This window comes from Pseudomonas sp. TWP3-2, from assembly GCF_049897765.1.
Taxonomy (GTDB): Bacteria; Pseudomonadota; Gammaproteobacteria; order Pseudomonadales; family Pseudomonadaceae; genus Aquipseudomonas.
In genome coordinates this window covers 166,328-188,618 of the sequence record NZ_JAFCWW010000005.1, presented here as the reverse complement: position 1 = coordinate 188,618, position 22,291 = coordinate 166,328, and the positions used below count along the sequence as shown (strand labels likewise).

Below are 22,291 nucleotides of genomic sequence, written 5' to 3'. Positions count from 1 at the left end.
ACAGTAGTACCAATCAGTGCGGCGCTTCGGCGGCGTGGTTGAGCGAGTACTTCGGAATCTCGACGGTGATATCTTCTTCACCAACGATAGCCTGACAGGCCAGACGCGATTGCGCTTCCAGACCCCAGGCGCGATCGAGGAAGTCTTCTTCCAGCTCGTCAGCCTCTTCCATCGAGTCAAAACCCTCGCGGATGATGCAGTGACAAGTAGTGCAAGCGCAGACGCCGCCGCAGGCGCTTTCCATCTCGATATGGTGTTCGTGAGCCAGTTCGAGGATCGACGTGCCGGGCGCAGCGTCTACAACCATGCCTTCAGGGCAGAACTTCTCGTGGGGCAGAAAAATGACCTGCGGCATCAGATATCCTCGATTTCATTCAGATTGCGCCCCGACAGAGCGGCTTTCACCGTCAGATCCATGCGGCGGGCAGCAAAAGCATCGGTCACTTGCGACAGACGCTTGGTCTGCTGCTCGATGGCGTAACCATCGGTGCCTTTCATCAGTTCGGTGAGTTCCTGCACCTGCATGTCGATAACCATGCGCTCTTCGGCGTCGAGCAACCGCTCACCATCAACCTCAAGTGCAGCCTGCACGGCTTCGATCAGGCGCTGAGCGTCGACCTGCTGCTCACGCAGGACGCGGGCGACCTTGTCGTCATTGGCGTGCTGGAACGAATCCTTGAGCATCTTGGCGATTTCGCCGTCGGTCAGACCGTAGGACGGCTTGACCTGAATGCTCGCCTCGACGCCCGAACCGAGTTCACGCGCAGACACGCTGAGCAGACCGTCGGCATCGACCTGGAAGGTCACGCGAATCTTCGCCGCACCGGCAACCATCGCCGGAATGCCGCGCAATTCGAAGCGTGCCAGCGAGCGGCAATCGCTGATCAGCTCGCGCTCGCCCTGCAAAACATGGATCGCCATGGCCGACTGGCCATCTTTATAAGTAGTGAAATCCTGAGCACGAGCGACGGGGATGGTGGTGTTGCGCGGAATCACCTTCTCCATCAGGCCACCCATGGTTTCCAGCCCCAGGGACAACGGAATCACATCGAGCAACAGCAGTTCGCCGCCATCGCGCTTGTTGCCAGCCAACGTATCAGCCTGGATCGCGGCCCCGATGGCCACCACTTGATCCGGATCGATTTCAGTCAGTGGCTCACGGCCGAAGGCTTGGGCGACAGCTTCACGAACACGCGGCACACGGGTCGAACCACCCACCATGACCACAGCGTGCACGTCTTCCAGCTCAATACCGGAATCACGCACAGCGCGGCGGCAGGCTTTCAGGCTGCGCGCGACCATTGGCTCGATCAGCGCATCGAAGGCTTCGCGAGTCAGAGCAGCTTTCCAGTCACCGTAGGCGACTTCAACACTATTGGTATCGGTCAGCGCTTCTTTGGCCGCGCAAGCGGTTTGCAGCAGGCTGCGCTGCGCGCCCGGATCGAGGTCGGCGGACAAACCGGCGCTCTCGATGATCCAGCCAGCAATTGCGTGGTCGAAGTCATCGCCGCCCAGCGCGGTGTCGCCACCGGTGGCCAGCACTTCGAAGACGCCGCCGGTCAGGCGCAGAATCGAAATATCAAAAGTACCGCCGCCCAGGTCATAAATCGCCACTAGACCTTCAGCGTGCTGATCCAGACCGTAGGCAACCGCCGCAGCAGTCGGCTCGTTGAGCAAGCGCAGTACGTTAAGACCGGCGAGCTTCGCCGCATCCTTGGTAGCCTGGCGCTGAGCATCATCAAAGTAGGCTGGAACGGTAATCACCGCACCGACCAGTTCGCCGCCGAGCGCTTCTTCAGCGCGCTGACGCAGCACCTTGAGGATATCGGCGGAGACTTCGACCGGGCTTTTCGGCCCCTGTACTGTGTCGATGAACGGCATGTGCGACTCGCCACCGATAAAACGGTAAGGCAGTTGCTCGCCCAATTGCTTGACGTCGGACAGACCACGACCCATCAAGCGCTTGACCGACAGCACGGTATTCAAAGGATCGGAGGATGCGGCCAGCTTGGCCGACTCGCCGACTTCGACGCGATCGGCGTGGTAGCGTACGGCGGACGGCAGGATGACCTGCCCGTCAGCGTCGGCCAGCGGCTCGGAAAGACCACTGCGCAACGCAGCGACCAGCGAATTGGTAGTGCCCAAGTCAATCCCCACAGCCAGACGACGCTGGTGCGGTTGAGGACTTTGGCCGGGTTCGGCGATCTGCAGTAGGGCCATCGTGATCAGGACTTATCTGTATATCAGGCGTGCGACCGGAGCGGCACTGGGTTAATCGTCGAGGCGCTCTTCTAACTGGCGCACTTCGTAGGACAGCTTGTCGAGGAACTGCATGCGCCGCATCAGGCGTTCGGCCTGTTCGCGTTGCGCCGCATCATCCCAACAGGCTGCAAAGCTTTCGTTCAACTGATCCTGAGCGGTTTTCAGACGACGCTTGAACGCCGCGACACCGTCCAGATCGGCGCTGTCCTGCAGATCTTCGAGCTCTTCGCGCAACTCCATCTGTTGCAGCAAAAACTCCGGATCATGCACCGTGACCTCCAGCGGCAGCTCACGACCGCCCATGGCGAGCAGGTAACGCGCGCGCTGGGGCGAACTCTTGAGCGTCTGATAGGCCTCGTTCAGTCGTGCAGACTGCTCGAGCGCCAACCGCTGCTCACGCTCGGAAGCGTCGGCAAAACGGTCAGGATGAACACCGCGCGCCAACTCACGATAGCGCGTGGCCAACTGCTCGAGATCCAGACGGAAACTCGGTTGCAGCTCGAATAAAGCGAAATGACAAGGAATACCCACGACTAGCCTCAGATGTTGAAGCTTTCGCCGCAGCCACATTCACCGCGTACGTTGGGATTGTTGAACTTGAAGCCTTCGTTCAACCCTTCCTTGACGAAATCGAGCTCGGTGCCGTCCAGGTAAGTGAGGCTTTTCGGGTCGATGATCACTTTCTCGCCGTGACTTTCGAACACCTGATCCTCTTCGACCACCTCGTCGACAAACTCCAGCACGTAGGCAAGGCCGGAACAGCCTGTGGTACGAACCCCCAGACGAATCCCTTCACCTTTGCCGCGCCCGTCAAGGGAGCGTCGCACGTGTCGAGCAGCCGCTTCTGTCATGCTGATAGCCATCGGTGACTCCTTACTCGTCGCCAAATCCTGGAATTCAGATCAAGCCTTTCTTCTGCTTGTAATCGCGAACAGCCGCTTTGATAGCGTCTTCAGCGAGTACCGAGCAGTGAATTTTCACTGGCGGCAGGGCCAGTTCTTCGGCCAGCTGAGTGTTCTTGATGGTCTCGGCTTCGTCCAGGGTCTTGCCCTTCATCCACTCGGTGGCGAGGGAGCTGGAAGCAATGGCCGAACCGCAACCGTAGGTCTTGAACTTGGCGTCTTCGATAACGCCCTGATCGTTGACCTTGATTTGCAGACGCATGACGTCGCCGCACGCTGGCGCGCCGACCATGCCAGTGCCGACATCCGGATCTTCGGCGTCCATCTTGCCGACGTTACGCGGGTTTTCGTAGTGGTCGATGACCTTTTCGCTGTAAGCCATGATGCTTATTCCTCACTCATCAGAGAGTCGCTCTTTGGGCCCCGCAACCGAAGTCCGCAGGGCTGGTTCGCGGCGACTTGAAATCAGTGTGCCGCCCACTCGATTTTCGAAATGTCGACACCGTCTTTGTACATGTCCCACAGTGGCGACAGAGCGCGCAGCTTGGTAACGGCCTCGCAGACTTTCTGCGCGGCGTAGTCGATTTCTTCTTCGGTGGTGAAACGGCCGAAGGTGAAGCGGATCGAGCTGTGTGCCAGTTCGTCGTTGCGGCCCAGGGCGCGCAGCACGTACGAAGGCTCAAGCGAAGCCGAGGTGCAGGCCGAGCCGGACGATACCGCCAGATCCTTGAGCGCCATGATCAGCGACTCGCCTTCAACGTAGTTGAAGCTCAGGTTCAGGTTGTGCGGAACGCGGGCGTTCAGGCTGCCGTTGACGTACAGCTCTTCCAGATGCTCGACCTGCTTGTAGAAGCGGTCGCTCAGGGCTTTGATGCGAACGTTTTCGGCAGCCATGTCTTCCTTGGCTACACGGAAGGCTTCGCCCATGCCGACGATCTGGTGGGTCGCCAGAGTGCCGGAACGCATGCCGCGCTCGTGACCGCCGCCGTGCATGGTCGCTTCGATGCGCACACGCGGCTTGCGGCTGACGTACAGCGCACCGATGCCTTTAGGGCCGTAAGTTTTATGGGCAGAGAACGACATCAGGTCGACTTTCAGCTTCGACAGGTCGATGTCGACCTTGCCGGTGGACTGAGCAGCGTCGACGTGGAACAGGATGCCTTTGGCGCGCAGCATCTCGCCGATGGCGGCGATGTCGTTGACGGTGCCAATTTCGTTGTTCACGTGCATGGCCGAAACCAGGATGGTGTCGTCACGCAGCGCCGCTTCGATCATCGCCGGGGTAACCAGGCCATCGGTTTGCGGCTCGAGGTAAGTCACTTCGAAACCTTCACGCTCCAGTTGGCGCATGGTGTCGAGGACAGCCTTGTGCTCAATCTTGGTGGTGATCAGGTGCTTGCCCTTGGAGGCGTAGAAATGTGCCGCACCCTTGATTGCCAGGTTGTTGGACTCGGTAGCACCGGAGGTCCAGACGATTTCACGCGGGTCGGCGTTGACCAGATCGGCCACCTGACGACGAGCGTTTTCGACGGACTCTTCGGCTTTCCAGCCGAACACGTGGGAACGGGACGCCGGGTTACCGAAGTTTCCGTCGACCAGCAGGCATTCACTCATTTTTTGCGCAACGCGCGGATCGACCGGGGTCGTCGCTGAGTAATCAAGGTAAATCGGCAATTTCATGGACTATCTCCTAAATCAGGCTGGCTGGCGTGCCGCTAGCTCTTTGGCTGTCATTCGACGGCGGACGCTTCAATCTTGTCCAGGCGCGGCGCCTTGCCATTGCAATGGCGCTGATCCTGACGCTGGGCCACTTCCTGTACCTCACGGCGAGTTACGAGGTCGGCCAAGCTGATACCGCTGAGAAATTCGTGAATCTGCAGGCTCAGATCGCACCACAGATGATGGGTCAGGCAAGTGTCGCCGGAATGGCAATCACCCTGCCCCCCGCACTTGGTGGCATCGACCGATTCGTTTACCGCATCGATCACCTGAGCTACCTGAATGCCCTGCATGTCGCGGGACAACTGGTAACCACCGCCCGGGCCGCGAACACTGGAAACCAGGTTACTGCGGCGCAGCTTGGCGAAAAGCTGTTCGAGATAGGACAGGGAGATGCCTTGGCGCTCGGAGATATCGGCCAGGGACACCGGCCCGTGCTGCGCGTGCAACGCCAGGTCAAGCATGGCTGTCACGGCGTATCGGCCTTTTGTAGTCAGTCGCATGGACAATTACCACGGAGTTCGGAATGGGTGCGAGTATGCAATTCCCGAGTATTTAAGTCAACTTTAAGACCTAGTACTTTAGTCAGGTTTACCCGCAAAAGAGCGCGCGAATCATAGCAGGGTCTGCGGCGTAATGGCACACCGGTCGGCGGCAGGCCCTGCAGGGCGCATCAGTGCGTCTTGGTTTCGTCCTTGCCTTTGACGCAGGCGAAATCTTCTTCGCGCAGCTCGGGCAGATCTTTCGCACAGTAATTGCTGCCCAGATCCTTCAACGCACCGCACATGCCTTCCAGACGCCCGTCCACCGCTTGCAGGTGATCGAGCAACTGGCCGATAGCGCGGGCCACCGGGTCGGGCATGTCTTCGCTGACACCATAGGCATCAAAACCGATCTTCTCGGCCATCGCTTTGCGCTTGGCGTCTTGCTCTTCATCGGACTTGATGATGATCCGCCCCGGAATGCCCACCACGGTTGCACCCGGCGGCACTTCCTTGGTCACCACCGCATTGGAACCGACCTTCGCACCAGCACCGACGGTGAACGGGCCGAGCACCTTCGCGCCCGCACCGACTACAACGCCATCACCCAGCGTAGGGTGACGCTTACCCTTGTTCCAGCTCGTGCCGCCAAGGGTCACGCCCTGATAGATCGTCACATCATCGCCGATCTCGGCAGTTTCGCCGATGACGATGCCCATGCCGTGATCGATAAAGAAGCGCCGACCGACTTTCGCCCCCGGATGAATCTCGATCCCGGTCAACCAGCGACCGAAGTTCGACACCAGCCGCGCGAGCCATTTCAGGTCGTTGCGCCACAGCATACCGGCCAATCGATGAATCCAGATGGCATGCATGCCGGGGTAGCAAGTCAGGACTTCAAAAGCGTTACGCGCCGCCGGATCTCGGTGGAATACGCTCTGGATATCTTCACGCAAACGCTCGAACATCATTAATCCTTCCGCTTAAGAAGCTCACCACGGGCCGCTTTCTGGGTTTCCGTGAGGATGCCACGCAATATATTCATTTCCGCCCGGCTGACCGAGCTGCGTCCGTACAACCGGCGCAGGCGCGCCATCAAGTGCCGTGGCTTTTCGGGATCGAGGAATTCGATGGCCACCAGCGTCTGCTCCAGGTGCTCATAGAATCGCTCCAACTCGTCCATGGTCGCCAGCTCGGCGCTTTTCACCGAGGCGACTTCTTCTTTCTCGACCTTGCTCGGCTGACCTTGTGCCGCCAGCCAGGCCATGCGCACTTCGTAGCTCAACACCTGCACCGCCGCGCCGAGGTTCAGCGAACTGAACTCCGGATCGGAGGGAATGTGTACGTGAAAGTGACATCGCTGCAGCTCGTCATTGGTCAGGCCGGAATCTTCACGACCAAACACCAGAGCGATTTCCGCGCCCTGCCCGGCCTCCTCGACCACTTTGGTCCCGCACTCGCGCGGATCCAGCAGCGGCCACGGGATACGGCGATCACGGGCGCTGGTGCCAAGTACCAGGTTGCAGCCGACCAGTGCATCTTCAAGAGTGGCGACGACTTGCGCGTTTTCCAGAATGTCGCCAGCACCGGAGGCGCGGGCATCGGCTTCGTGGTGCGGAAACAGGCGCGGCTCGACCAGTACCAGTCGCGACAACCCCATATTCTTCATGGCGCGCGCGGCCCCGCCGATATTGCCGGGATGGCTGGTATTGACCAGGACGACACGAATATTTTGCAGCACGGCGGGCGCTCTCGGACTGGGGAAAGGGGAGCAAATCTTACAGAACAGCCTACCGTTAAGCTATGAAAGCGAACAGCGACCTTCACCTGAAGAAAAGTTCTGATAGAATGCGCGGCTTTCTTTAACAACCTTAGGTGACACATCCATGCAGCCCATGCTGAATATCGCGCTGCGCGCCGCCCGCAGCGCCAGTGAACTGATCTTCCGCTCCATCGAGCGCCTGGATACCATCAAGGTCGACGAAAAAGACGCCAAGGATTACGTATCCGAGGTGGATCGCGCCGCCGAGCAGAAAATCATCGACGCGCTGCGCAAGGCTTACCCGAATCACTCGATCCGCGGCGAAGAGACCGGCATGCACGCCGGTACCGGCATCGAAGGCGAAGAGTACCTGTGGATCATCGATCCGCTGGACGGCACCACCAACTTCCTGCGCGGCATCCCGCATTTCGCTGTGAGCATTGCCTGCAAATACCGTGGTCGCCTGGAACACGCTGTTGTTCTGGACCCGGTTCGCCAGGAAGAATTCACTGCCAGCCGTGGTCGCGGCGCTCAACTGAACGGTCGTCGTCTGCGCGTCAGCGGTCGCACCAGCCTCGACGGCGCTCTGCTGGGTACTGGCTTCCCGTTCCGTGACGACCAGATGGACAACCTCGAGAACTACCTCGGCATGTTCCGCGCTCTGGTTGGTCAGACTGCCGGCATCCGTCGCGCTGGCGCAGCGAGCCTGGATCTGGCCTACGTGGCCGCAGGTCGTTTCGATGCGTTCTGGGAGTCGGGTCTGTCCGAGTGGGACATGGCTGCTGGCGCCCTGCTGATTCAAGAAGCCGGCGGCCTGGTGAGCGACTTCACTGGCGGTCACGACTTCCTGGAAAAAGGCCACATCGTTGCCGGCAACACCAAATGCTTCAAAGCAGTTCTGACGGCGATCCAGCCGCACCTGCCGCCTTCGCTGAAGCGCTAAGCTTCCCGCGAAACGCAAAAAGCACCCTTCGGGGTGCTTTTTTTATGCCTGCGAACTGCTGAAACCGAAAAAACCGAGCACAAAAAAAGCACCCCGAAGGGTGCTTCTCTTTAAGCGATCAGCCGATCACTGGGCTGGCTCGTTCTGCGACAGAACCAGTTTACCTTCCTTGTCGACTGGAATCTGGTTGCCCGGATCACGATCCATGCGCACCTTGCCTTCTTTGCCATCCAGCGAATAACGAACGTCATAGCCAACGACCTTGTCGCTGATGTCGTTCACCGCATTGCAACGGGTTTGCGTGGTGGTGTAGGTGTCGCGATTCTGCATGCCTTCCTGCACCTTATTGCCGGCGTAACCGCCACCGACCGCACCGGCCACCGTGGCAATCTTCTTGCCGGTGCCGCCGCCAATCTGGTTGCCCAGCAAACCACCGGCTACCGCACCAATCGCGGTGCCGAGAATCTGATGTTGATCCTTGACCGGCGCCTGCCGGGTCACTGCGACATCCTTGCACACTTCACGTGGCGTCTTGATTTGTGTCTTCACCGGCTCAACGGCCAACACTTGCGCATACTCAGGGCCGCTTTTAACCAGGCTGTAGGTGGCAACAGCACCCCCGGCAGTCACACCGACAGCACCCAATACCGCACCAACCAGCAACGACTTGTTCACATGAACCTCCTGACCATCACATGCGGGACGCGCCCGCGCTTCTCCCAGCCTTGGAGCATAAAAAAAGGCGCGAGTTCAACTCGCGCCTTTTTTGGCTGACAGCCGGGAAACCGATGGCCGTTATGGACGGTCGTCGACTTCCTTCTCGGTGTTAGCCGGTGGGATCAGATCTTCGGTCGTCAGGTTCAGCCAGATCAGCACCACGTTCGCGATGTAGATCGACGAGTAAGTACCCGCCAGCACACCGATGAACAGCGCGATGGAGAAGCCGAACAGGTTGTCACCGCCAAAGAACAGCAGCGCAGCAATCGCCAGCAGAGTGGAGATCGAAGTCGCCATGGTGCGCAACAGGGTCTGGGTGGTCGAGATATTGATGTTCTCGATCAACGTAGCCTTGCGAAGCACACGGAAGTTCTCACGTACCCGGTCGAATACCACGATGGTGTCGTTCAGCGAGTAACCGATGATCGCCAGTACCGCCGCCAGCACCGTCAGGTCGAAGGTGATCTGGAAGAACGACAGGATACCGATGGTCACGATCACGTCGTGGATCAGCGAAACGATGGCGCCTACCGCGAACTTCCACTGAAAGCGGAAAGCCAGGTAAATCAGGATACCGCCGAGCGCCAGCAGCATGCCGAGGCCGCCCTGGTCCCGCAGTTCTTCACCGACCTGCGGGCCGACGAACTCGACACGCTTGACCGTCGCCGGGTTGTCGCCGCCGACTTTCAGCAGCGCTTCCGCTACCTGATGACCCAACTGCGGATCTTCACCCGGCATGCGCACCAGCAGATCGGTAGTCGCACCGAAGCTCTGCACGATGGCTTCGTGGTAACCCGAGGTCGCCAATTGCTCACGCACCTTGGTGACATCGGCCGGACGCTCGTAGGTCAGCTCGATGAGCGTACCGCCGGTGAAGTCCAGACCCCAGTTCATGCCCTTGGTGGCAACACTGAACAAGGCCAGCACGGTGAGGAATACTGTGACGCCGAACGCGAAGTTGCGAACGCCCATGAAGTTGATTGTACGTAACATGGCAGCCCCTTAAATCCACAACTTCTTGAAGTCACGTCCGCCGAAGATCAGGTTGACCATTGCGCGGGTCACCATGATGGCCGTGAACATCGAGGTAAAGATCCCGAGGGACATGGTCACTGCGAAACCTTTGACCGGGCCGGTGCCCATTGCAAAGAGAATCCCGCCGACCAGCAACGTAGTCAGGTTGGCGTCGAGAATCGCGGTGAATGCCCGGCCGAAGCCTTCGTTGATTGCACGCTGGATGGTCATGCCGGCGGCGATCTCTTCACGAATCCGCGAGAAGATCAGCACGTTGGCGTCGACCGCCATACCCATGGTCAATACGATACCGGCGATACCCGGCAGGGTCAGCGTTGCACCCAGTAGCGACATCAGCGCCAGCAGCAGCACCATGTTCACCGCCAGAGCGACAGTGGCGATGACACCGAAGAAGCGGTAGATGGCGATGATGAACAGCGAGACAAACAGCATGCCCCACAGCGATGCATCGATACCTTTGGTGATGTTGTCGGCACCCAGGCTCGGACCAATGGTGCGCTCTTCAGCGAAGTACATCGGCGCGGCCAGACCACCGGCACGCAGCAACAGCGCCAGTTCGGACGACTCGCCCTGACCGTTCAGACCGGTGATGCGGAACTGAGCACCGAGCGGCGACTGAATGGTCGCCAGACTGATGATCTTCTTCTCTTCCTTGAACGTCTGAACCGGCACGTCTTTCTCGACGCCGTTGACCACTTGCTTGGTGTAAGTGGTAACCGGACGCTGCTCGATGAAGATCACCGCCATGCTGCGACCGACGTTGCTGCGGGTTGCGCGGCTCATCAGCTCGCCACCGTGACCATCCAGACGGATGTTCACTTCAGGCGTGCCGTGCTCGCCGAAACCGGCCTTGGCGTCGGTAACCTGGTCACCGGTGATGATCAGACCACGTTCGATCTGCGCCGGAGGACGGTTGCCCTCACGGAACTCGAAGCTTTCGGAAGTGGCTTTCGAAGCGCCAGGCTCAGCGGCCAGACGGAATTCAAGGTTGGCCGTCTTGCCGAGGATACGCTTGGCTTCGGCAGTGTCCTGCACGCCCGGCAGCTCAACCACGATACGGTTGGCACCCTGACGCTGAACGATCGGTTCGGCAACACCCAGCTCGTTGACGCGGTTACGTACCGTGGTCAAGTTCTGCTTGATGGAGTATTCACGGATTTCCGCCAGCTTGGCCGGGGTCATCGCCAGACGCAGCACCGGTTGACCGTTGAGATCGGCCGGAACAATGTCGAAATCGTTGAAGCTCTTGCGGATCAGTGCACGGGCCTGTTCGCGGGAATCTTCATCGCTGAAGCCCAACTGAATGGCACCGCCCAGTTGCGGCAGGCTGCGATAACGCAGTTTCTCTTTGCGCAACAGGCTCTTGACGTCGCCTTCGTAGACTTTCAGGCGTGCATCAAGCGCTTTGTCCATGTCCACTTCGAGCAGGAAGTGCACACCACCGGACAAGTCCAGACCCAGTTTCATCGGGTGCGCGCCAAGGCTGCGCAGCCATTGCGGGGTGGTCTGAGCCAGGTTCAGTGCGACGACGTAGTCATCACCCAGCGCCTTGCGTACAACGTCTTTGGCCGGCAGCTGGTCTTCAGCCTTGCTCAGACGGATCAGACCGCCCTTGCCGTTGGCCGCCAGGCTCGAAGCCTTGACGTTGATCCCGGATTCTTTCAGCGCAGTGCTGACGCGATCCAGATCGGCCTGATTGACTTGCAGAGCCGTGCTGGCGCCGCTGATCTGAATGGCCGGGTCATCAGGATACAGATTGGGAGCGGAATAAATCAGACCGACCGCCAGCACCGCCAGGATCAGAATGTATTTCCACAGAGGGTATTTGTTCAGCATCACGCCGCCCGTTATGAACGCGGGGCGCCTTGCGCGCCCCGTCGATTGAGTAGAAGTTGAAACCTTTAGATCGCTTTCAGCGTGCCTTTTGGCAGCGTGGCAGCGATGGCGCCTTTCTGGAACTTCATTTCCACGGTGTCGGAAACTTCCAGAACCACGAAGTCATCGGCCACTTTGGTGATCTTGCCGGCGATGCCGCCGGTGGTGACCACTTCGTCGCCCTTCGCAAGGCTGCTCAGCAGGTTCTTCTGCTCTTTGGCGCGCTTGGCCTGTGGACGCCAGATCATCAGGTAGAAGATGACCAGGAAGCCGACCAGGAAAATCCACTCGAAACCGCCGCCCATTGGGCCGGCAGCTGCCGGTGCAGCAGCGTCAGCCATGGCGTTAGAGATAAAAAAGCTCATTTAGCACTCCAGTTGCAAATGTTGAATCTTGGGGTCAGAAAACTCAGTCCAAAGGCGGAACGGGGAGCCCGCGTTTGGCGTAGAAGGCATCGACAAAGGCGGCCAATGTACCCTGTTGAATAGCCTCGCGCAAACCAGCCATGAGCACCTGATAATGGCGCAAATTGTGGATGGTATTGAGCATGCTGCCGAGCATTTCGCCGCACTTGTCCAGATGATGCAGATAAGCGCGCGAGAAGTTCTGGCAGGTATAGCAATCGCAGGTCGGATCCAGTGGCGAATCATCATGGCGATGGAACGCGTTACGGATCTTCAGCACGCCGGTATCAATGAACAGATGCCCATTGCGGGCATTACGGGTTGGCATCACGCAATCGAACATGTCCACACCGCGGCGCACACCCTCAACCAGATCTTCCGGTTTGCCAACGCCCATAAGGTAACGAGGTTTGTCAGCCGGCATCAGGCCCGGCAGATAATCCAGCACCTTGATCATTTCGTGTTTCGGCTCGCCCACCGACAGACCGCCGATGGCCAAGCCATCAAAGCCGATCTTGTCGAGGCCTTCCAGCGAGCGCTTGCGCAGATCCTGGTGCATGCCGCCCTGCACGATACCGAACAGTGCAGCGGTATTCTCGCCGTGGGCATTCTTCGAACGCTGCGCCCAGCGCAACGACAGCTCCATCGACACACGAGCGACGTCTTCGTCAGCCGGGTACGGCGTGCATTCGTCGAAGATCATCACGACGTCCGAACCCAGATCGCGCTGAACCTGCATCGATTCTTCTGGGCCCATGAAGACTTTCGAGCCGTCGACCGGAGAAGCGAAGGTCACGCCCTCTTCTTTGATCTTGCGCATGGCGCCAAGGCTGAACACCTGGAAGCCGCCGGAGTCGGTCAGGATCGGGCCTTTCCACTGCATGAAATCATGCAGGTCGCCGTGACCCTTGATCACTTCGGTGCCCGGGCGCAGCCACAGGTGGAAGGTGTTGCCCAGAATCATTTCTGCGCCGGTGGCGACGATGTCACGCGGCAACATGCCCTTGACCGTGCCGTAAGTACCCACCGGCATGAAAGCCGGGGTCTCAACGGTGCCACGCGGGAAGGTCAGGCGACCACGGCGAGCCTTGCCATCGGTGGCAAGCAGCTCGAACGACATACGACAGGTGCGACTCATACTGTTTCCTCTGGGTCCGATTCACTAGGGGCAGTCGGCGCGGGATTGCGGGTGATGAACATCGCATCACCGTAGCTGAAAAAGCGGTATCCGTTGTCGACGGCGGCCTTGTAGGCGGCCATGGTTTCGGGATAACCGGCGAACGCCGAAACCAGCATCAACAGCGTGGATTCGGGCAAATGGAAATTGGTCACCAAGGCATCGACCACATGGAACGGCCGGCCCGGGAAAATAAAGATATCGGTGTCGCCACTGAACGGCTTGAGCACGCCATCGCGCGCGGCACTTTCCAGCGAGCGCACGCTGGTGGTGCCCACGGCAATCACCCGACCACCGCGCGCACGGCACGCGGCGACCGCATCAACCACGTCCTGGCCGACTTCCAGCCACTCGGTGTGCATGTGGTGATCTTCGAGTTTTTCGACGCGCACAGGCTGGAACGTACCGGCGCCAACGTGCAGCGTGACGAACGCGGTTTCGACGCCTTTGGCGGCAATCGCTTCCATCAGCACCTGATCGAAATGCAGCCCCGCCGTCGGCGCCGCCACCGCACCGAGCTTCTCGGCGTACACGGTCTGATAGCGCTCGCGATCCGAACCTTCGTCCGGGCGGTCTATATAAGGAGGCAACGGCATGTGCCCGACGCGGTCGAGCAGCGGCAGCACTTCTTCGCTGAAGCCCAACTCGAACAACGCATCGTGGCGGGCAAGCATTTCTGCTTCACCACCGCCATCGATGAGAATCTTCGAACCCGGCTTCGGCGACTTGCTGGAACGCACATGCGCCAACACGCGATGGGTATCGAGCACGCGTTCGATGAGGATTTCCAGCTTGCCGCCGGACTCCTTCTGCCCGAACAGGCGCGCCGGAATCACCCGGGTATTGTTGAACACCATCAGATCGCCCGGACGCAAATGCTCCAGCAGATCAGTGAATTGACGGTGTGCCAGGGCGCCGCTGACCCCATCCAGGGTCAACAGGCGACTACCGCGACGCTCGGCCAAAGGGTGGCGGGCGATCAGCGAATCAGGGAGTTCGAAAGTAAAGTCAGCAACGCGCATGATGGGGTTCGTCTAGCAGGGGCCGGAAGTCTAGCCGAAATAGTGAAAATTCTCTATGTACCTGATTGACCGACGGTAATCTCATCTCTATACTTCGCCGCCATTGAGCCCTGATGGCGGAATTGGTAGACGCGGCGGATTCAAAATCCGTTTTCGAAAGGAGTGGGAGTTCGAGTCTCCCTCGGGGCACCAAAATTAAGAAAGGTCTTGCTTAGCAAGGCCTTTTTTTCGTCTGGAGGAAAGTGGGTAGCGTCACCCGACCTGTCTGAGTTGCCGAAGGAATTGGAAGGATTCAGTGAGTGATGATGCCGCGTGAACACCAAGTGTTTCCGTCATGCCTTAAACAAGAAGCGAAAGCTCTCGACCAGGTTATGGGCCAGCTCGGCCAGACGCGCGTGGCAACGCATCGATTCATAGAAGTCCGAGTCGATGACGAGAAATTATCCATCCCCTACCGGATCTATCCTCATGATTATGAGGATGCCTTTCCCCACCTGACTGAAACCCAGAGCATTTTGTACTCGTGTCTTCTGACACGACACCACGATGGTCATGTGCGCCAGCGTCATCTGGAGCGGATTCTCTCAGTGCATGAGACGTGGATTGTCCCGTTCGTGCTGCAGTTGACGGGCGAGTACGTCATCGAAATTCTAGAAACCATTGAAGCGCATCTGCCGATGCTCGATCCCGAGCTTTACGGTTGTTTCATTCGCGACAATCCGGCGTACTTTCACACGACGCAAGCACGCATGATCAGTTACTGGGATTGCTACTACCGGCGTCTGTACAAACACCCGTCCGAGTATGTTGGGTTTTGGGTGTTTGCGAAGCTTCGTGAGTTTTCGGAAAGCGGCTCGAACTTGACGATGTGATGCACGACCTCAGATATCAGGCTGTACTCCCATGTTCTCTCGCCAGTGCTTCAGACTGATCAAATGTTTTGATGCCGACTGTGGCCAATAATAAATCCGTCCCCAATTCCTTGAATAATAAATCCGTCCCCAATTCCTTGACTTGGAAAAATGTCCAAGCTGCTTCAAGGAGTCACGTACGCAATCGCCGCTAGCCATTACAAGAGCTTTGGGATCAGGATAGCACTTCGTTGGGTTTGATTTACTTCAAGAAGTCCCCTGAGGCATGACGCGCCCCAGCCACACCCCAAATTTGCCGCGTGCATGATATCCAGTTCTTCCTCTATGACGGCCTTCCATACCGCTTCTTTTTTCCGTGCAACTCGCGCCGCCATGGTGCTGATTTGAACATTGGTCGCAAGTTTAAACGCCCGCCGATCAATACAGATCATAATGTGCGCTTGAATTCGAGATTGCTCGTCTGAGTCAAAATCAAGCTCATTAAACCCAAGCTCAAATTCTGTGACCGCTCCGGACACATCGAAGTTGGTTACGAGTTTCAATCTGGTAAAAATGTCTTTATCAAAAATCGGATGTAGCAGTTTGTGCCTCACCCCATTCGCATGCTTGCTGCCTCGCTTCTGATTACATGAATTACATGACGGTACGAGATTCCAACTAAAGACAGAGAACTCCGGGAATGGAGTCTTAGGTAGGTAGTGCTCCACGGTTCCAACTGCTGAGTTTCCGCACATAGGGCAAGATCCGATGAGTACATCTCGCACTTTAGGGATCCAATCGAGCCCATATTTTTTTGCACCACCTTCATATGCTGCATGCAAGCATGTTTTTTGATCTTTAGACAAACCAATAGCTTTCAGGTGAGGCGAGCCGAAACTTTTTAAATAGTCAGAGTACGCATCATGTATTGCATTGTAGGTACCATTCAGGAACGCATAACCAAGGGTTAAAGATTTGAGAGTTTTTAAATCGTCGATAGCTTGCACATGACTGAAATACTGCATGGTTAATCATACTCCTCCGGATTTGAAATCCTATCCTTGATTTCCACAAGCATCTCAATATTAAAAATATCCTTGTAACCCTCCACTATCTGATCAAAGCTCATATTGGTCTTGGCGAGCATTTCGCTAATTTTACGATGATAAGCATCAACAGTACTATCACCAAAAACTGCCAGAGATATTTCAGCTACATTTGCACCTAGCGTTTGAAGGTAAGGTCTACTGATTGACGCAGTTAAGCCTTTTCGCTCCAGAATGTGAACACAGTGCGTAGGAATTTCACGAACGACGTAGGCGGAATGTGTGGCTATGATAGCCATCGATGACGTCAGCTCCAAGATACTATAAAGAAACATCATGTAATCACTGACAAGATTCGGGTGAAGATATGTTTCTGGCTCATCAATTATCAGTAACGTACCGTAGCCAGCAAGTGTCAGGAAATGCAGCGCAAAGTGAAACATACTGCGTTGCCCACTACTCAAATCTATAGCACGCCTTGAGCCAGCGCTTAAGAAACTAGGCTCTCTGGTAAAATCGATTGTTCCTAGAATATCCAGCGAACGTTGCTCACCGTTCATCTGGTTTATAAAACTCCATTTTTTTCCTTCGCTATCCGCTACGCAGCAATATTCCGGGCAATCTTCTGATACGGGAATGGCTAACAAATCCATAGGCATAATGCCAGACAATGCTTCTGTAAAAATTTTGCTTTTGGCTTGATTAAACCTATCATCCGTAACTCTTAGCAGAGTCACTAACAAATAAGAAAGATTTTGATGAAATTCATTTGTTTCTTTTTTTGCAGTCGTATTGAATGCATGATACTCAAAAGCACCAACACTGCTGAAGCGCGGGAGAGCTGAAGAAGGATCAGAGAAGTACGAAACGACGCGATTAAATCTAAAGTCATCAGCAAAATCTAGAGCAGAGCTATCATACTGTACTAGCTTTTTATTCTCAGAATATAGCTGCGTCGGTGGACCATCTTGCTTTTTATTGGATAGGGACGCTGCCTCAACGGCCAATCGAGCAAGCAAGTTAGTTTTTCCTGTGCCATTGACTCCTATTAGGCAGTGCACCCTGTCGTCAAAATGCTCATGATGACGAAAACCAACATCAAGTTTCACAAAGTTTTCCGTACCAGGGAGCAAAGTTGAGAAACTAAAAGGAGTTTTTGCATCACCTATAGGTGGCTGAACATAGGCACCAGCAAATCCATTAATCAATGACAAATAGGCTTTTTGATCACGAAGCACCCCGAGCCTGAAAGGTTCAATCTGGATCACATGCTCGTACTTCCCAGTACCTACATAGCGATCGTAGGACACCTCATGCAGTTCTTTTAGTAAGTATATAAAAGCGTCGCCCGACAGCTTGCTAGCTAAACTTCTATATTGCTCTGGATTGGACAGAAGGCTAACGAAATATTTCAATTCGCCTGGAGGCGCACCGGTGAGATAATTATACGGTTTTTGCTCTTTGATATTCAGAGGCAATACATATGCACTCAAAAATATCATCTCGCCTTTATAGTGAAAATATACTGAGGCATGAAAATTAAACCCGAAATCATTCCAGTTAGGCTTTGAGGAACTTATATTTATACAGTCACCAAAATGATCAGGTGCGTCCTCTAGCTTAATTTTCCATGCCATTTTCCGCTCCTTCATAAACACAACAATTTAAAAAACAGGATGGTAGCATTTCGCCACACCCGAGTCGCGACGCGTTCGTGCATTCAATGGATTGAATCCGAACGGCAGCCTCAAGACCTTTTCTGACTCTCGCGACGGACAGAAATAGACACGAGCAGCCACCCAGCGACTACAAAACCTAGGCCACTTTAGCAATGGCAAAACATCTATCTCATTCAACGCGGATACTATCACCTGCCCTAGCCATAGCCTCTGCAAGCAACTGACATCGTTGAAATATTCGTCTGGCCAGAGAATCCGATCGGAGATCCGCTCACTAGCATGCTTGGCTAAATCCTACTTGCAACTTTTCAATCGCTCTCTATCAGTGCCACTGCCTTCACTGGAGTCAATCTCGCCGTTACGGTCAATATGAATTTCCGTTGTCGGCCATTGAGGAGCAATGCTGACGCAACGGTTCAAGCCCTTCGCATTCCACCAGTCCAGACGCATGAAAAACTCATCGTCCGGAAAGATATGTCCTACGTCGCCCGTTGTCTTTCCAGGCAACAGTTCACCGCGAACGATGATGTGCTGCGTGTTCAGGATGTAACTAATTTTCTTGGTACCGTCTTTTGAGTAGAAAACGACAACTCGCGGTATTGCTACGTACCAGCATGCCACCACACCAATGAGAAGCAGCCCTATCCACCGCCCAATGTGTCGTGATCGCTTTTCACTTGCAGACATGTTTTTGAACCCCTGTACCCCAGTCAGCAATTGGCACTGCCAATACCTTGTCCATGATGATTCGTGCAGTGACACCGCCGTTCGGATACTCCTTGTAGAGTTCCATTCCGAGCATGATTGACACCCTATCAGGTGCATCGTCCCATGCTCGCATTCCTTCGACGCCCTCCGTCCTTCGCGGGCCATTAAACCTCTTAGGGTCTTGGAGGAAGCGCCAACTGTCTGAGCCTATTTGCTCAACTCCAGCACCGTCCAATTGCACGCTGTCAGAGAGTCCACCGGCTAAGCCAACATACCCATAATGAATGTTCGACCAGATGTCGTAGTAGAAGTCATACGCCCCTTGTTTGTGCCAAGGGGCACCAAACAGTTGGGCCAATTCTTTCTTGTGGTCCCAATCCTGACCCTGACCCACCTGTTTCGTCCAGATGGCGAAAGCCTTCGCCTTTTTCCCCAGTGCCATATTGTAAAACTGGGGGTCTTGCCCTAGACGCAGGTAGAGCGGAAGCTCCATAAATTTCTTGGTTTCCGCCTCAGGATCGAAGCTGTTGAGCTCTTTCATTTCCAAGACTGCTGGGTCTTTGATATTGCGGTTCATCTCACCGGCAATGTATCCAGCCAGTTGCTCCATCATGTCAGGGTCTTTGCACGTAGTGGGTGCTTCTGGCTCTGCCTTCACTTCAGGTTGTTCGGTGCTGGCCTGCGGATCTACCAAAGCATTCGCCGCCAGAGCCTTCTCTTTCAAATTTGGGTCAGCGAGCAAGGTCGCCATCTTTTCATCGTCCACGGTGCCATCTGGGCGGAACGCTCCAAGTGCCATGAAGTTGATGATGGTTGCACCACCAGAATTGCCCATCACAAACCCGCCCCCCACATCACCTGACCCGGTGATGACGGTTCCGCCATGGCTGGTAGGACTGCCCAAGTGGGCCATAGGACGGCCATTAACCTGAATCGATGGAAACCCTGTGGTTATTACGGCACCACAACCACATGTATCGCCGACACGTGCGGAGCCCATAAAGTTGATATTTACGTCGCCACTGGCGGAGGCAATCGGGGTGGTGCCGTGGCCGGGCAATGGGCAGACATGCTTGTCACCCAATCGAGCGGAGGGAGTCATTCGTCGTCCTTGTCGTGCAATCAAAAACCTCAATTAAGAGATCGAAGCGTTCAATAGTTTTCGAAAGACTAGCGCACAGGGCGGGGGCAAGTCTTTAGGAAAAGTCTGAGCCTGGGCCATGCGCCTGCAGGTTTTTTACAACAGGGGATCTTAAAATCCCGTAACACCGTTCCGCAGTGTTACACCAGACACAAGGTAAGCCGCCCGCAGGTGTTACGTCAGTTTTGTCCTTTATAAACAGTCACTTAAGCTATTGCGTAACACCTGTAACACTTATAACGCCACATTTGAAAGGTATCCGTCCCCGCTCCCCATTAGCAACGCGTTCCATCAGCGATGAGACTCAGGAGGTGCTGGGGTCCCTGAGGCTTTGAGACACATACGGGCTCGGAAATTCCCCCGCCCCTTCACCATCCCGACCACCAACGCCGTCAAAATCAACCCAATCGAAACCCCTTCACTAAACTCAATCCTGTGCCCAAGCATCAGCATCGACCCCGCGATCCCAAACACCGGAATCAACAACGAAAGCGGTGCAACTTTCGACACCGGGTATTCGCGCAGCAACAGGTTCCAGCCCCAGTAACAGAACAGCGTTGCCGCGTAGACCTGGAACAACAGCGAGAACACGGCCATCCACTCGAAGTGCGTCACCAGATTGGTAAACGGCGCTGTTCCATGCGCGAGCCAAGTGAGGATCAGCAACGGGATCGGTGGAAACAGGCTGGCCCATACTACGAAGGCAAACATCTCGCGCACTTTCGACTGTTTGATGATGACGTTGCCGACGCTCCAGCTGAATGCGCTCACCAGCAACAATCCGTAGCCGACCGTTGCCGCGTGTCCGGGGCTGGCGACGATGATGCTGATCAAGCCAAGGGCGGCAAGTATTACGCCGGCAATTTGTCCCAGGCTCAGGCGCTCGCGAAACAGCAAGACGCCCCAACCCAAAGTGAAAAAAGCACTGAACTGGATTAACAGCGCGGCGGTTCCTGGCGGCACGCCCATTTCGATGCCGAGGTTGATCAGCGCCCACATTGCGACGCCGAAGATGAGTCCATATGCAGCCAACCAACCGATGGCGATTGCTGGACGCTGCACAAAAAACACCCAAGGTAATGCCGCCAAGGTAAAGCGCAGCGCCGTCAGCAACAGTGGATCAACTGCGGCCAGTCCCAACTTTGTGATTGGAAAATTCAGCCCCCAGACTGCTGTCACCAATATGGCCAAGGCCAAGTGTTTCTTTTGCATCGCGCTCTGATTCCAGATGTGAGGGTCGGCGGCTGTGTGCGCCAACCAAGCCGTCACTATGGGCAATCAGTGCACTGGCTCGCTTGCACTATCAGGTCACACATCATTAAATTCGGGCCATGCGCGAAACTGAACTGGATCTTCACGAAAACATTCCCCGCGATGCGGTGGTCACGGCCAATGACTATCGAGACGGTCAGCACTTTGTGCTGCATACCCATCAACGCGGGCAATTTGCCTATGCGGCTTGCGGCGTGATTACGGTGTTCACCGATCAGGGCAATTGGGTGGTGCCGCCGCAGCGGGCGATCTGGGTGCCGGCGGGCGTGCCGCATGAGATGAGCATGAATGGGCCGGTGACCATGCTCAATACTTACATCCGCACGAGCGCCGTCGAGCGAGTCGGGCTGCCAGCGCATTGTCAGGTGTTTGGCGTTTCGACATTGCTGCGGCAGTTGCTGATCCGCGCGATTGACGTGCCGGCGCTGTATGCCGAGCAGCAGCGTGACGGTCACTTGATGAGCTTGCTGCTGCATGAGATCGCCGACATGCCACCGCTGTCGCTGAATGCGCCGCTGCCTAGCGAGCCACGGCTGATTCGGGCCTGTCGCAGATTGCTCGAACAGCCGTCGCTGGAAATCGGCATTGACGACATGTGCCGGCAAGTCGGCATGAGCCGCCGTACCTTCACCCGACTGTTTCGCCAACAGACCGGTATCAGTTTCGTCGAATGGCGTCAGCAGGCGTGCCTGTTGATGGCCGTCGTACGGCTGGGCAACGGCGAGTCAATCACGCGCGTCGCGACCGATCTGGGTTACAGCAGCCCCAGCGCGTTCACCAGTGTTTTCAGGCGTGTGCTGGGCGATGCGCCGAGTCGATACTTCTCAAAAAACGGGCTTTGAAACATCGGGTTGGAAAAAGCCCAGCCACGTTCCTACAATCGCGGCCCGAATCTTTTGATCCCGTGCTCCAAACCCTAACTCCCGAAGGATTTGCACCATGCAATTGTCACTGGAAGCCGTCGCCCTGTTCTGCCTGAAACTCGCTTACGAGGAAGAAGGCGTCAGCCCCATTCTGCGCGATGATCTGGTGATGGGTGATTACGACCGCGACGTTTTCGAGTTGCTGGTGCGGCGTGGCGATGTCGAGACAATTCAGCTCAAGCTGAATGAATGCCTGAGTCTGGCGCTGAGCGCCTTGGGGGGTGTAGACAAGCCGCTCGGGCGTGAGCTGCAACGCTTGACCGCCGAGCTCAGCCACGCGCAGACGATGGAGCAGCTCGATGCGCCGCTCCTCGCGCTCAAAGGTTATTTGAAGGACATTCTGTAATCAGACACGCGATCTGAAGAAACTG

24 protein-coding genes and 1 tRNA gene are annotated in these 22,291 nt (G+C 56.2%); 5 read left to right on the top strand and 20 right to left on the bottom strand.

What is annotated here, in order from left to right:
• Positions 1-13: 13 nt before the first annotated feature.
• From fdx to trmJ, 9 genes are all read right to left on the bottom strand, one after another.
• Entirely contained in the window at positions 14-355 is a 342-nt protein-coding gene (fdx, locus tag ACP7EE_RS10370) for an ISC system 2Fe-2S type ferredoxin (RefSeq protein WP_064392064.1), read from the bottom strand.
• Positions 355-2,220 (bottom strand): Fe-S protein assembly chaperone HscA, encoded by a 1,866-nt coding sequence (hscA, locus tag ACP7EE_RS10365; RefSeq protein ID WP_426234426.1) that lies wholly within the window; start codon positions 2,218-2,220, stop codon positions 355-357. Before hscA ends, fdx begins: the two co-directional genes overlap by 1 nt.
• Before the next feature lie 51 nt (positions 2,221-2,271).
• On the bottom strand, positions 2,272-2,793 hold the full coding sequence (hscB, locus tag ACP7EE_RS10360) for a co-chaperone HscB (protein ID WP_426234425.1): 522 nt from the start codon (positions 2,791-2,793) through the stop codon (positions 2,272-2,274).
• Between the two features lie 8 nt (positions 2,794-2,801).
• Positions 2,802-3,125, bottom strand: coding sequence for an iron-sulfur cluster assembly protein IscA (gene iscA / locus ACP7EE_RS10355; RefSeq protein ID WP_048722793.1), 324 nt, complete (start codon positions 3,123-3,125; stop codon positions 2,802-2,804).
• A gap of 34 nt (positions 3,126-3,159) precedes the next feature.
• Entirely contained in the window at positions 3,160-3,546 is a 387-nt protein-coding gene (gene iscU, locus ACP7EE_RS10350; protein ID WP_064589074.1) for a Fe-S cluster assembly scaffold IscU, read from the bottom strand.
• Between the two features lie 83 nt (positions 3,547-3,629).
• On the bottom strand, positions 3,630-4,844 hold the full coding sequence (locus ACP7EE_RS10345) for an IscS subfamily cysteine desulfurase (RefSeq protein WP_426234424.1): 1,215 nt from the start codon (positions 4,842-4,844) through the stop codon (positions 3,630-3,632).
• 50 nt (positions 4,845-4,894) lie between these two features.
• The gene (iscR, locus tag ACP7EE_RS10340; protein ID WP_420650563.1) at positions 4,895-5,386 is read right to left on the bottom strand and encodes a Fe-S cluster assembly transcriptional regulator IscR; all 492 of its coding nucleotides are present in this window, start codon (positions 5,384-5,386) and stop codon (positions 4,895-4,897) included.
• Positions 5,387-5,556: 170 nt separating this feature from the next.
• Positions 5,557-6,333, bottom strand: coding sequence for a serine O-acetyltransferase (gene cysE / locus ACP7EE_RS10335; protein ID WP_426234423.1), 777 nt, complete (start codon positions 6,331-6,333; stop codon positions 5,557-5,559).
• 2 nt (positions 6,334-6,335) lie between these two features.
• Positions 6,336-7,106, bottom strand: a complete 771-nt coding sequence (gene trmJ / locus ACP7EE_RS10330; RefSeq protein WP_277759169.1) for a tRNA (cytosine(32)/uridine(32)-2'-O)-methyltransferase TrmJ — start codon at positions 7,104-7,106, stop codon at positions 6,336-6,338.
• 145 nt (positions 7,107-7,251) lie between these two features.
• On the opposite strand from trmJ, the gene suhB reads away from it, so the two are divergent.
• Entirely contained in the window at positions 7,252-8,070 is an 819-nt protein-coding gene (gene suhB / locus ACP7EE_RS10325) for an inositol-phosphate phosphatase (RefSeq protein ID WP_420650561.1), read from the top strand.
• 126 nt (positions 8,071-8,196) lie between these two features.
• On the opposite strand, the gene ACP7EE_RS10320 is transcribed toward suhB, so the two are convergent.
• The 6 genes from ACP7EE_RS10320 to queA form a co-directional block, all read right to left on the bottom strand.
• The gene (locus ACP7EE_RS10320; protein ID WP_426234422.1) at positions 8,197-8,745 is read right to left on the bottom strand and encodes a glycine zipper 2TM domain-containing protein; all 549 of its coding nucleotides are present in this window, start codon (positions 8,743-8,745) and stop codon (positions 8,197-8,199) included.
• 120 nt (positions 8,746-8,865) lie between these two features.
• A complete protein-coding gene (gene secF / locus ACP7EE_RS10315) occupies positions 8,866-9,780 on the bottom strand; it encodes a protein translocase subunit SecF (protein ID WP_426234421.1) in 915 nt (304 codons plus the stop codon).
• 9 nt (positions 9,781-9,789) lie between these two features.
• Positions 9,790-11,658 (bottom strand): protein translocase subunit SecD, encoded by a 1,869-nt coding sequence (gene secD, locus ACP7EE_RS10310; RefSeq protein ID WP_426234420.1) that lies wholly within the window; start codon positions 11,656-11,658, stop codon positions 9,790-9,792.
• 65 nt (positions 11,659-11,723) lie between these two features.
• Positions 11,724-12,062 carry a preprotein translocase subunit YajC gene (gene yajC, locus ACP7EE_RS10305; protein WP_003227923.1) on the bottom strand — a complete coding sequence of 113 codons (339 nt, stop codon included), beginning with the start codon at positions 12,060-12,062 and terminating at the stop codon, positions 11,724-11,726.
• Between the two features lie 43 nt (positions 12,063-12,105).
• Positions 12,106-13,221 carry a tRNA guanosine(34) transglycosylase Tgt gene (gene tgt, locus ACP7EE_RS10300; RefSeq protein ID WP_420650625.1) on the bottom strand — a complete coding sequence of 372 codons (1,116 nt, stop codon included), beginning with the start codon at positions 13,219-13,221 and terminating at the stop codon, positions 12,106-12,108.
• Between the two features lie 14 nt (positions 13,222-13,235).
• A complete protein-coding gene (gene queA / locus ACP7EE_RS10295) occupies positions 13,236-14,300 on the bottom strand; it encodes a tRNA preQ1(34) S-adenosylmethionine ribosyltransferase-isomerase QueA (RefSeq protein WP_426234419.1) in 1,065 nt (354 codons plus the stop codon).
• Between the two features lie 107 nt (positions 14,301-14,407).
• Between queA and ACP7EE_RS10290 the strand changes: the two genes are divergently transcribed.
• Positions 14,408-14,492 (top strand) — tRNA-Leu (locus tag ACP7EE_RS10290).
• Positions 14,493-14,599: 107 nt separating this feature from the next.
• Positions 14,600-15,172, top strand: a complete 573-nt coding sequence (locus ACP7EE_RS10285) for a hypothetical protein (RefSeq protein ID WP_426234418.1) — start codon at positions 14,600-14,602, stop codon at positions 15,170-15,172.
• Positions 15,173-15,369: 197 nt separating this feature from the next.
• Here ACP7EE_RS10285 and ACP7EE_RS10280 read toward each other — a convergent pair whose 3' ends face one another.
• The 5 genes from ACP7EE_RS10280 to ACP7EE_RS10260 all read right to left on the bottom strand — a co-directional run bounded on the left by ACP7EE_RS10280 (position 15,370) and on the right by ACP7EE_RS10260 (position 20,937).
• The gene (locus ACP7EE_RS10280) at positions 15,370-16,176 is read right to left on the bottom strand and encodes an HNH endonuclease (RefSeq protein WP_426234417.1); all 807 of its coding nucleotides are present in this window, start codon (positions 16,174-16,176) and stop codon (positions 15,370-15,372) included.
• 2 nt (positions 16,177-16,178) lie between these two features.
• Positions 16,179-17,834, bottom strand: a complete 1,656-nt coding sequence (locus ACP7EE_RS10275) for an AAA family ATPase (protein WP_426234416.1) — start codon at positions 17,832-17,834, stop codon at positions 16,179-16,181.
• A gap of 336 nt (positions 17,835-18,170) precedes the next feature.
• A complete protein-coding gene (locus ACP7EE_RS10270) occupies positions 18,171-18,563 on the bottom strand; it encodes a hypothetical protein (protein WP_426234415.1) in 393 nt (130 codons plus the stop codon).
• Positions 18,550-19,686, bottom strand: coding sequence for a polymorphic toxin type 44 domain-containing protein (locus tag ACP7EE_RS10265; protein ID WP_426234414.1), 1,137 nt, complete (start codon positions 19,684-19,686; stop codon positions 18,550-18,552). Before ACP7EE_RS10265 ends, ACP7EE_RS10270 begins: the two co-directional genes overlap by 14 nt.
• Positions 19,687-20,016: 330 nt before the next feature.
• The gene (locus ACP7EE_RS10260) at positions 20,017-20,937 is read right to left on the bottom strand and encodes an EamA family transporter (protein ID WP_426234413.1); all 921 of its coding nucleotides are present in this window, start codon (positions 20,935-20,937) and stop codon (positions 20,017-20,019) included.
• Positions 20,938-21,056: 119 nt separating this feature from the next.
• Here ACP7EE_RS10260 and ACP7EE_RS10255 point away from each other — a divergent pair, with 119 nt between their 5' ends.
• A complete protein-coding gene (locus ACP7EE_RS10255; RefSeq protein WP_426234412.1) occupies positions 21,057-21,839 on the top strand; it encodes an AraC family transcriptional regulator in 783 nt (260 codons plus the stop codon).
• A 97-nt stretch (positions 21,840-21,936) separates the two neighbouring features.
• Positions 21,937-22,266, top strand: coding sequence for a hypothetical protein (locus ACP7EE_RS10250; RefSeq protein WP_420650886.1), 330 nt, complete (start codon positions 21,937-21,939; stop codon positions 22,264-22,266).
• Positions 22,267-22,291: the final 25 nt, after the last annotated feature.

Bases quoted from the DNA above. Each gene is read 5' to 3' on its own strand.
- fdx (WP_064392064.1), bottom strand. From the start codon at position 355: ATGCCGCAGGTCATTTTTCTGCCCCACGAGAAGTTCTGCCCTGAAGGC.
- hscA (WP_426234426.1), bottom strand. From the start codon at position 2,220: ATGGCCCTACTGCAGATCGCCGAACCCGGCCAAAGTCCTCAACCGCAC.
- iscA (WP_048722793.1), bottom strand. From the start codon at position 3,125: ATGGCTATCAGCATGACAGAAGCGGCTGCTCGACACGTGCGACGCTCC.
- iscU (WP_064589074.1), bottom strand. From the start codon at position 3,546: ATGGCTTACAGCGAAAAGGTCATCGACCACTACGAAAACCCGCGTAAC.
- ACP7EE_RS10345 (WP_426234424.1), bottom strand. From the start codon at position 4,844: ATGAAATTGCCGATTTACCTTGATTACTCAGCGACGACCCCGGTCGAT.
- iscR (WP_420650563.1), bottom strand. From the start codon at position 5,386: ATGCGACTGACTACAAAAGGCCGATACGCCGTGACAGCCATGCTTGAC.
- cysE (WP_426234423.1), bottom strand. From the start codon at position 6,333: ATGTTCGAGCGTTTGCGTGAAGATATCCAGAGCGTATTCCACCGAGAT.
- suhB (WP_420650561.1), top strand. From the start codon at position 7,252: ATGCAGCCCATGCTGAATATCGCGCTGCGCGCCGCCCGCAGCGCCAGT.
- secF (WP_426234421.1), bottom strand. From the start codon at position 9,780: ATGTTACGTACAATCAACTTCATGGGCGTTCGCAACTTCGCGTTCGGC.
- secD (WP_426234420.1), bottom strand. From the start codon at position 11,658: ATGCTGAACAAATACCCTCTGTGGAAATACATTCTGATCCTGGCGGTG.
- yajC (WP_003227923.1), bottom strand. From the start codon at position 12,062: ATGAGCTTTTTTATCTCTAACGCCATGGCTGACGCTGCTGCACCGGCA.
- tgt (WP_420650625.1), bottom strand. From the start codon at position 13,221: ATGTCGTTCGAGCTGCTTGCCACCGATGGCAAGGCTCGCCGTGGTCGC.
- queA (WP_426234419.1), bottom strand. From the start codon at position 14,300: ATGCGCGTTGCTGACTTTACTTTCGAACTCCCTGATTCGCTGATCGCC.
- ACP7EE_RS10280 (WP_426234417.1), bottom strand. From the start codon at position 16,176: ATGCAGTATTTCAGTCATGTGCAAGCTATCGACGATTTAAAAACTCTC.
- ACP7EE_RS10275 (WP_426234416.1), bottom strand. From the start codon at position 17,834: ATGGCATGGAAAATTAAGCTAGAGGACGCACCTGATCATTTTGGTGAC.
- ACP7EE_RS10270 (WP_426234415.1), bottom strand. From the start codon at position 18,563: ATGTCTGCAAGTGAAAAGCGATCACGACACATTGGGCGGTGGATAGGG.
- ACP7EE_RS10265 (WP_426234414.1), bottom strand. From the start codon at position 19,686: ATGACTCCCTCCGCTCGATTGGGTGACAAGCATGTCTGCCCATTGCCC.
- ACP7EE_RS10260 (WP_426234413.1), bottom strand. From the start codon at position 20,937: ATGCAAAAGAAACACTTGGCCTTGGCCATATTGGTGACAGCAGTCTGG.
- ACP7EE_RS10255 (WP_426234412.1), top strand. From the start codon at position 21,057: ATGCGCGAAACTGAACTGGATCTTCACGAAAACATTCCCCGCGATGCG.
- ACP7EE_RS10250 (WP_420650886.1), top strand. From the start codon at position 21,937: ATGCAATTGTCACTGGAAGCCGTCGCCCTGTTCTGCCTGAAACTCGCT.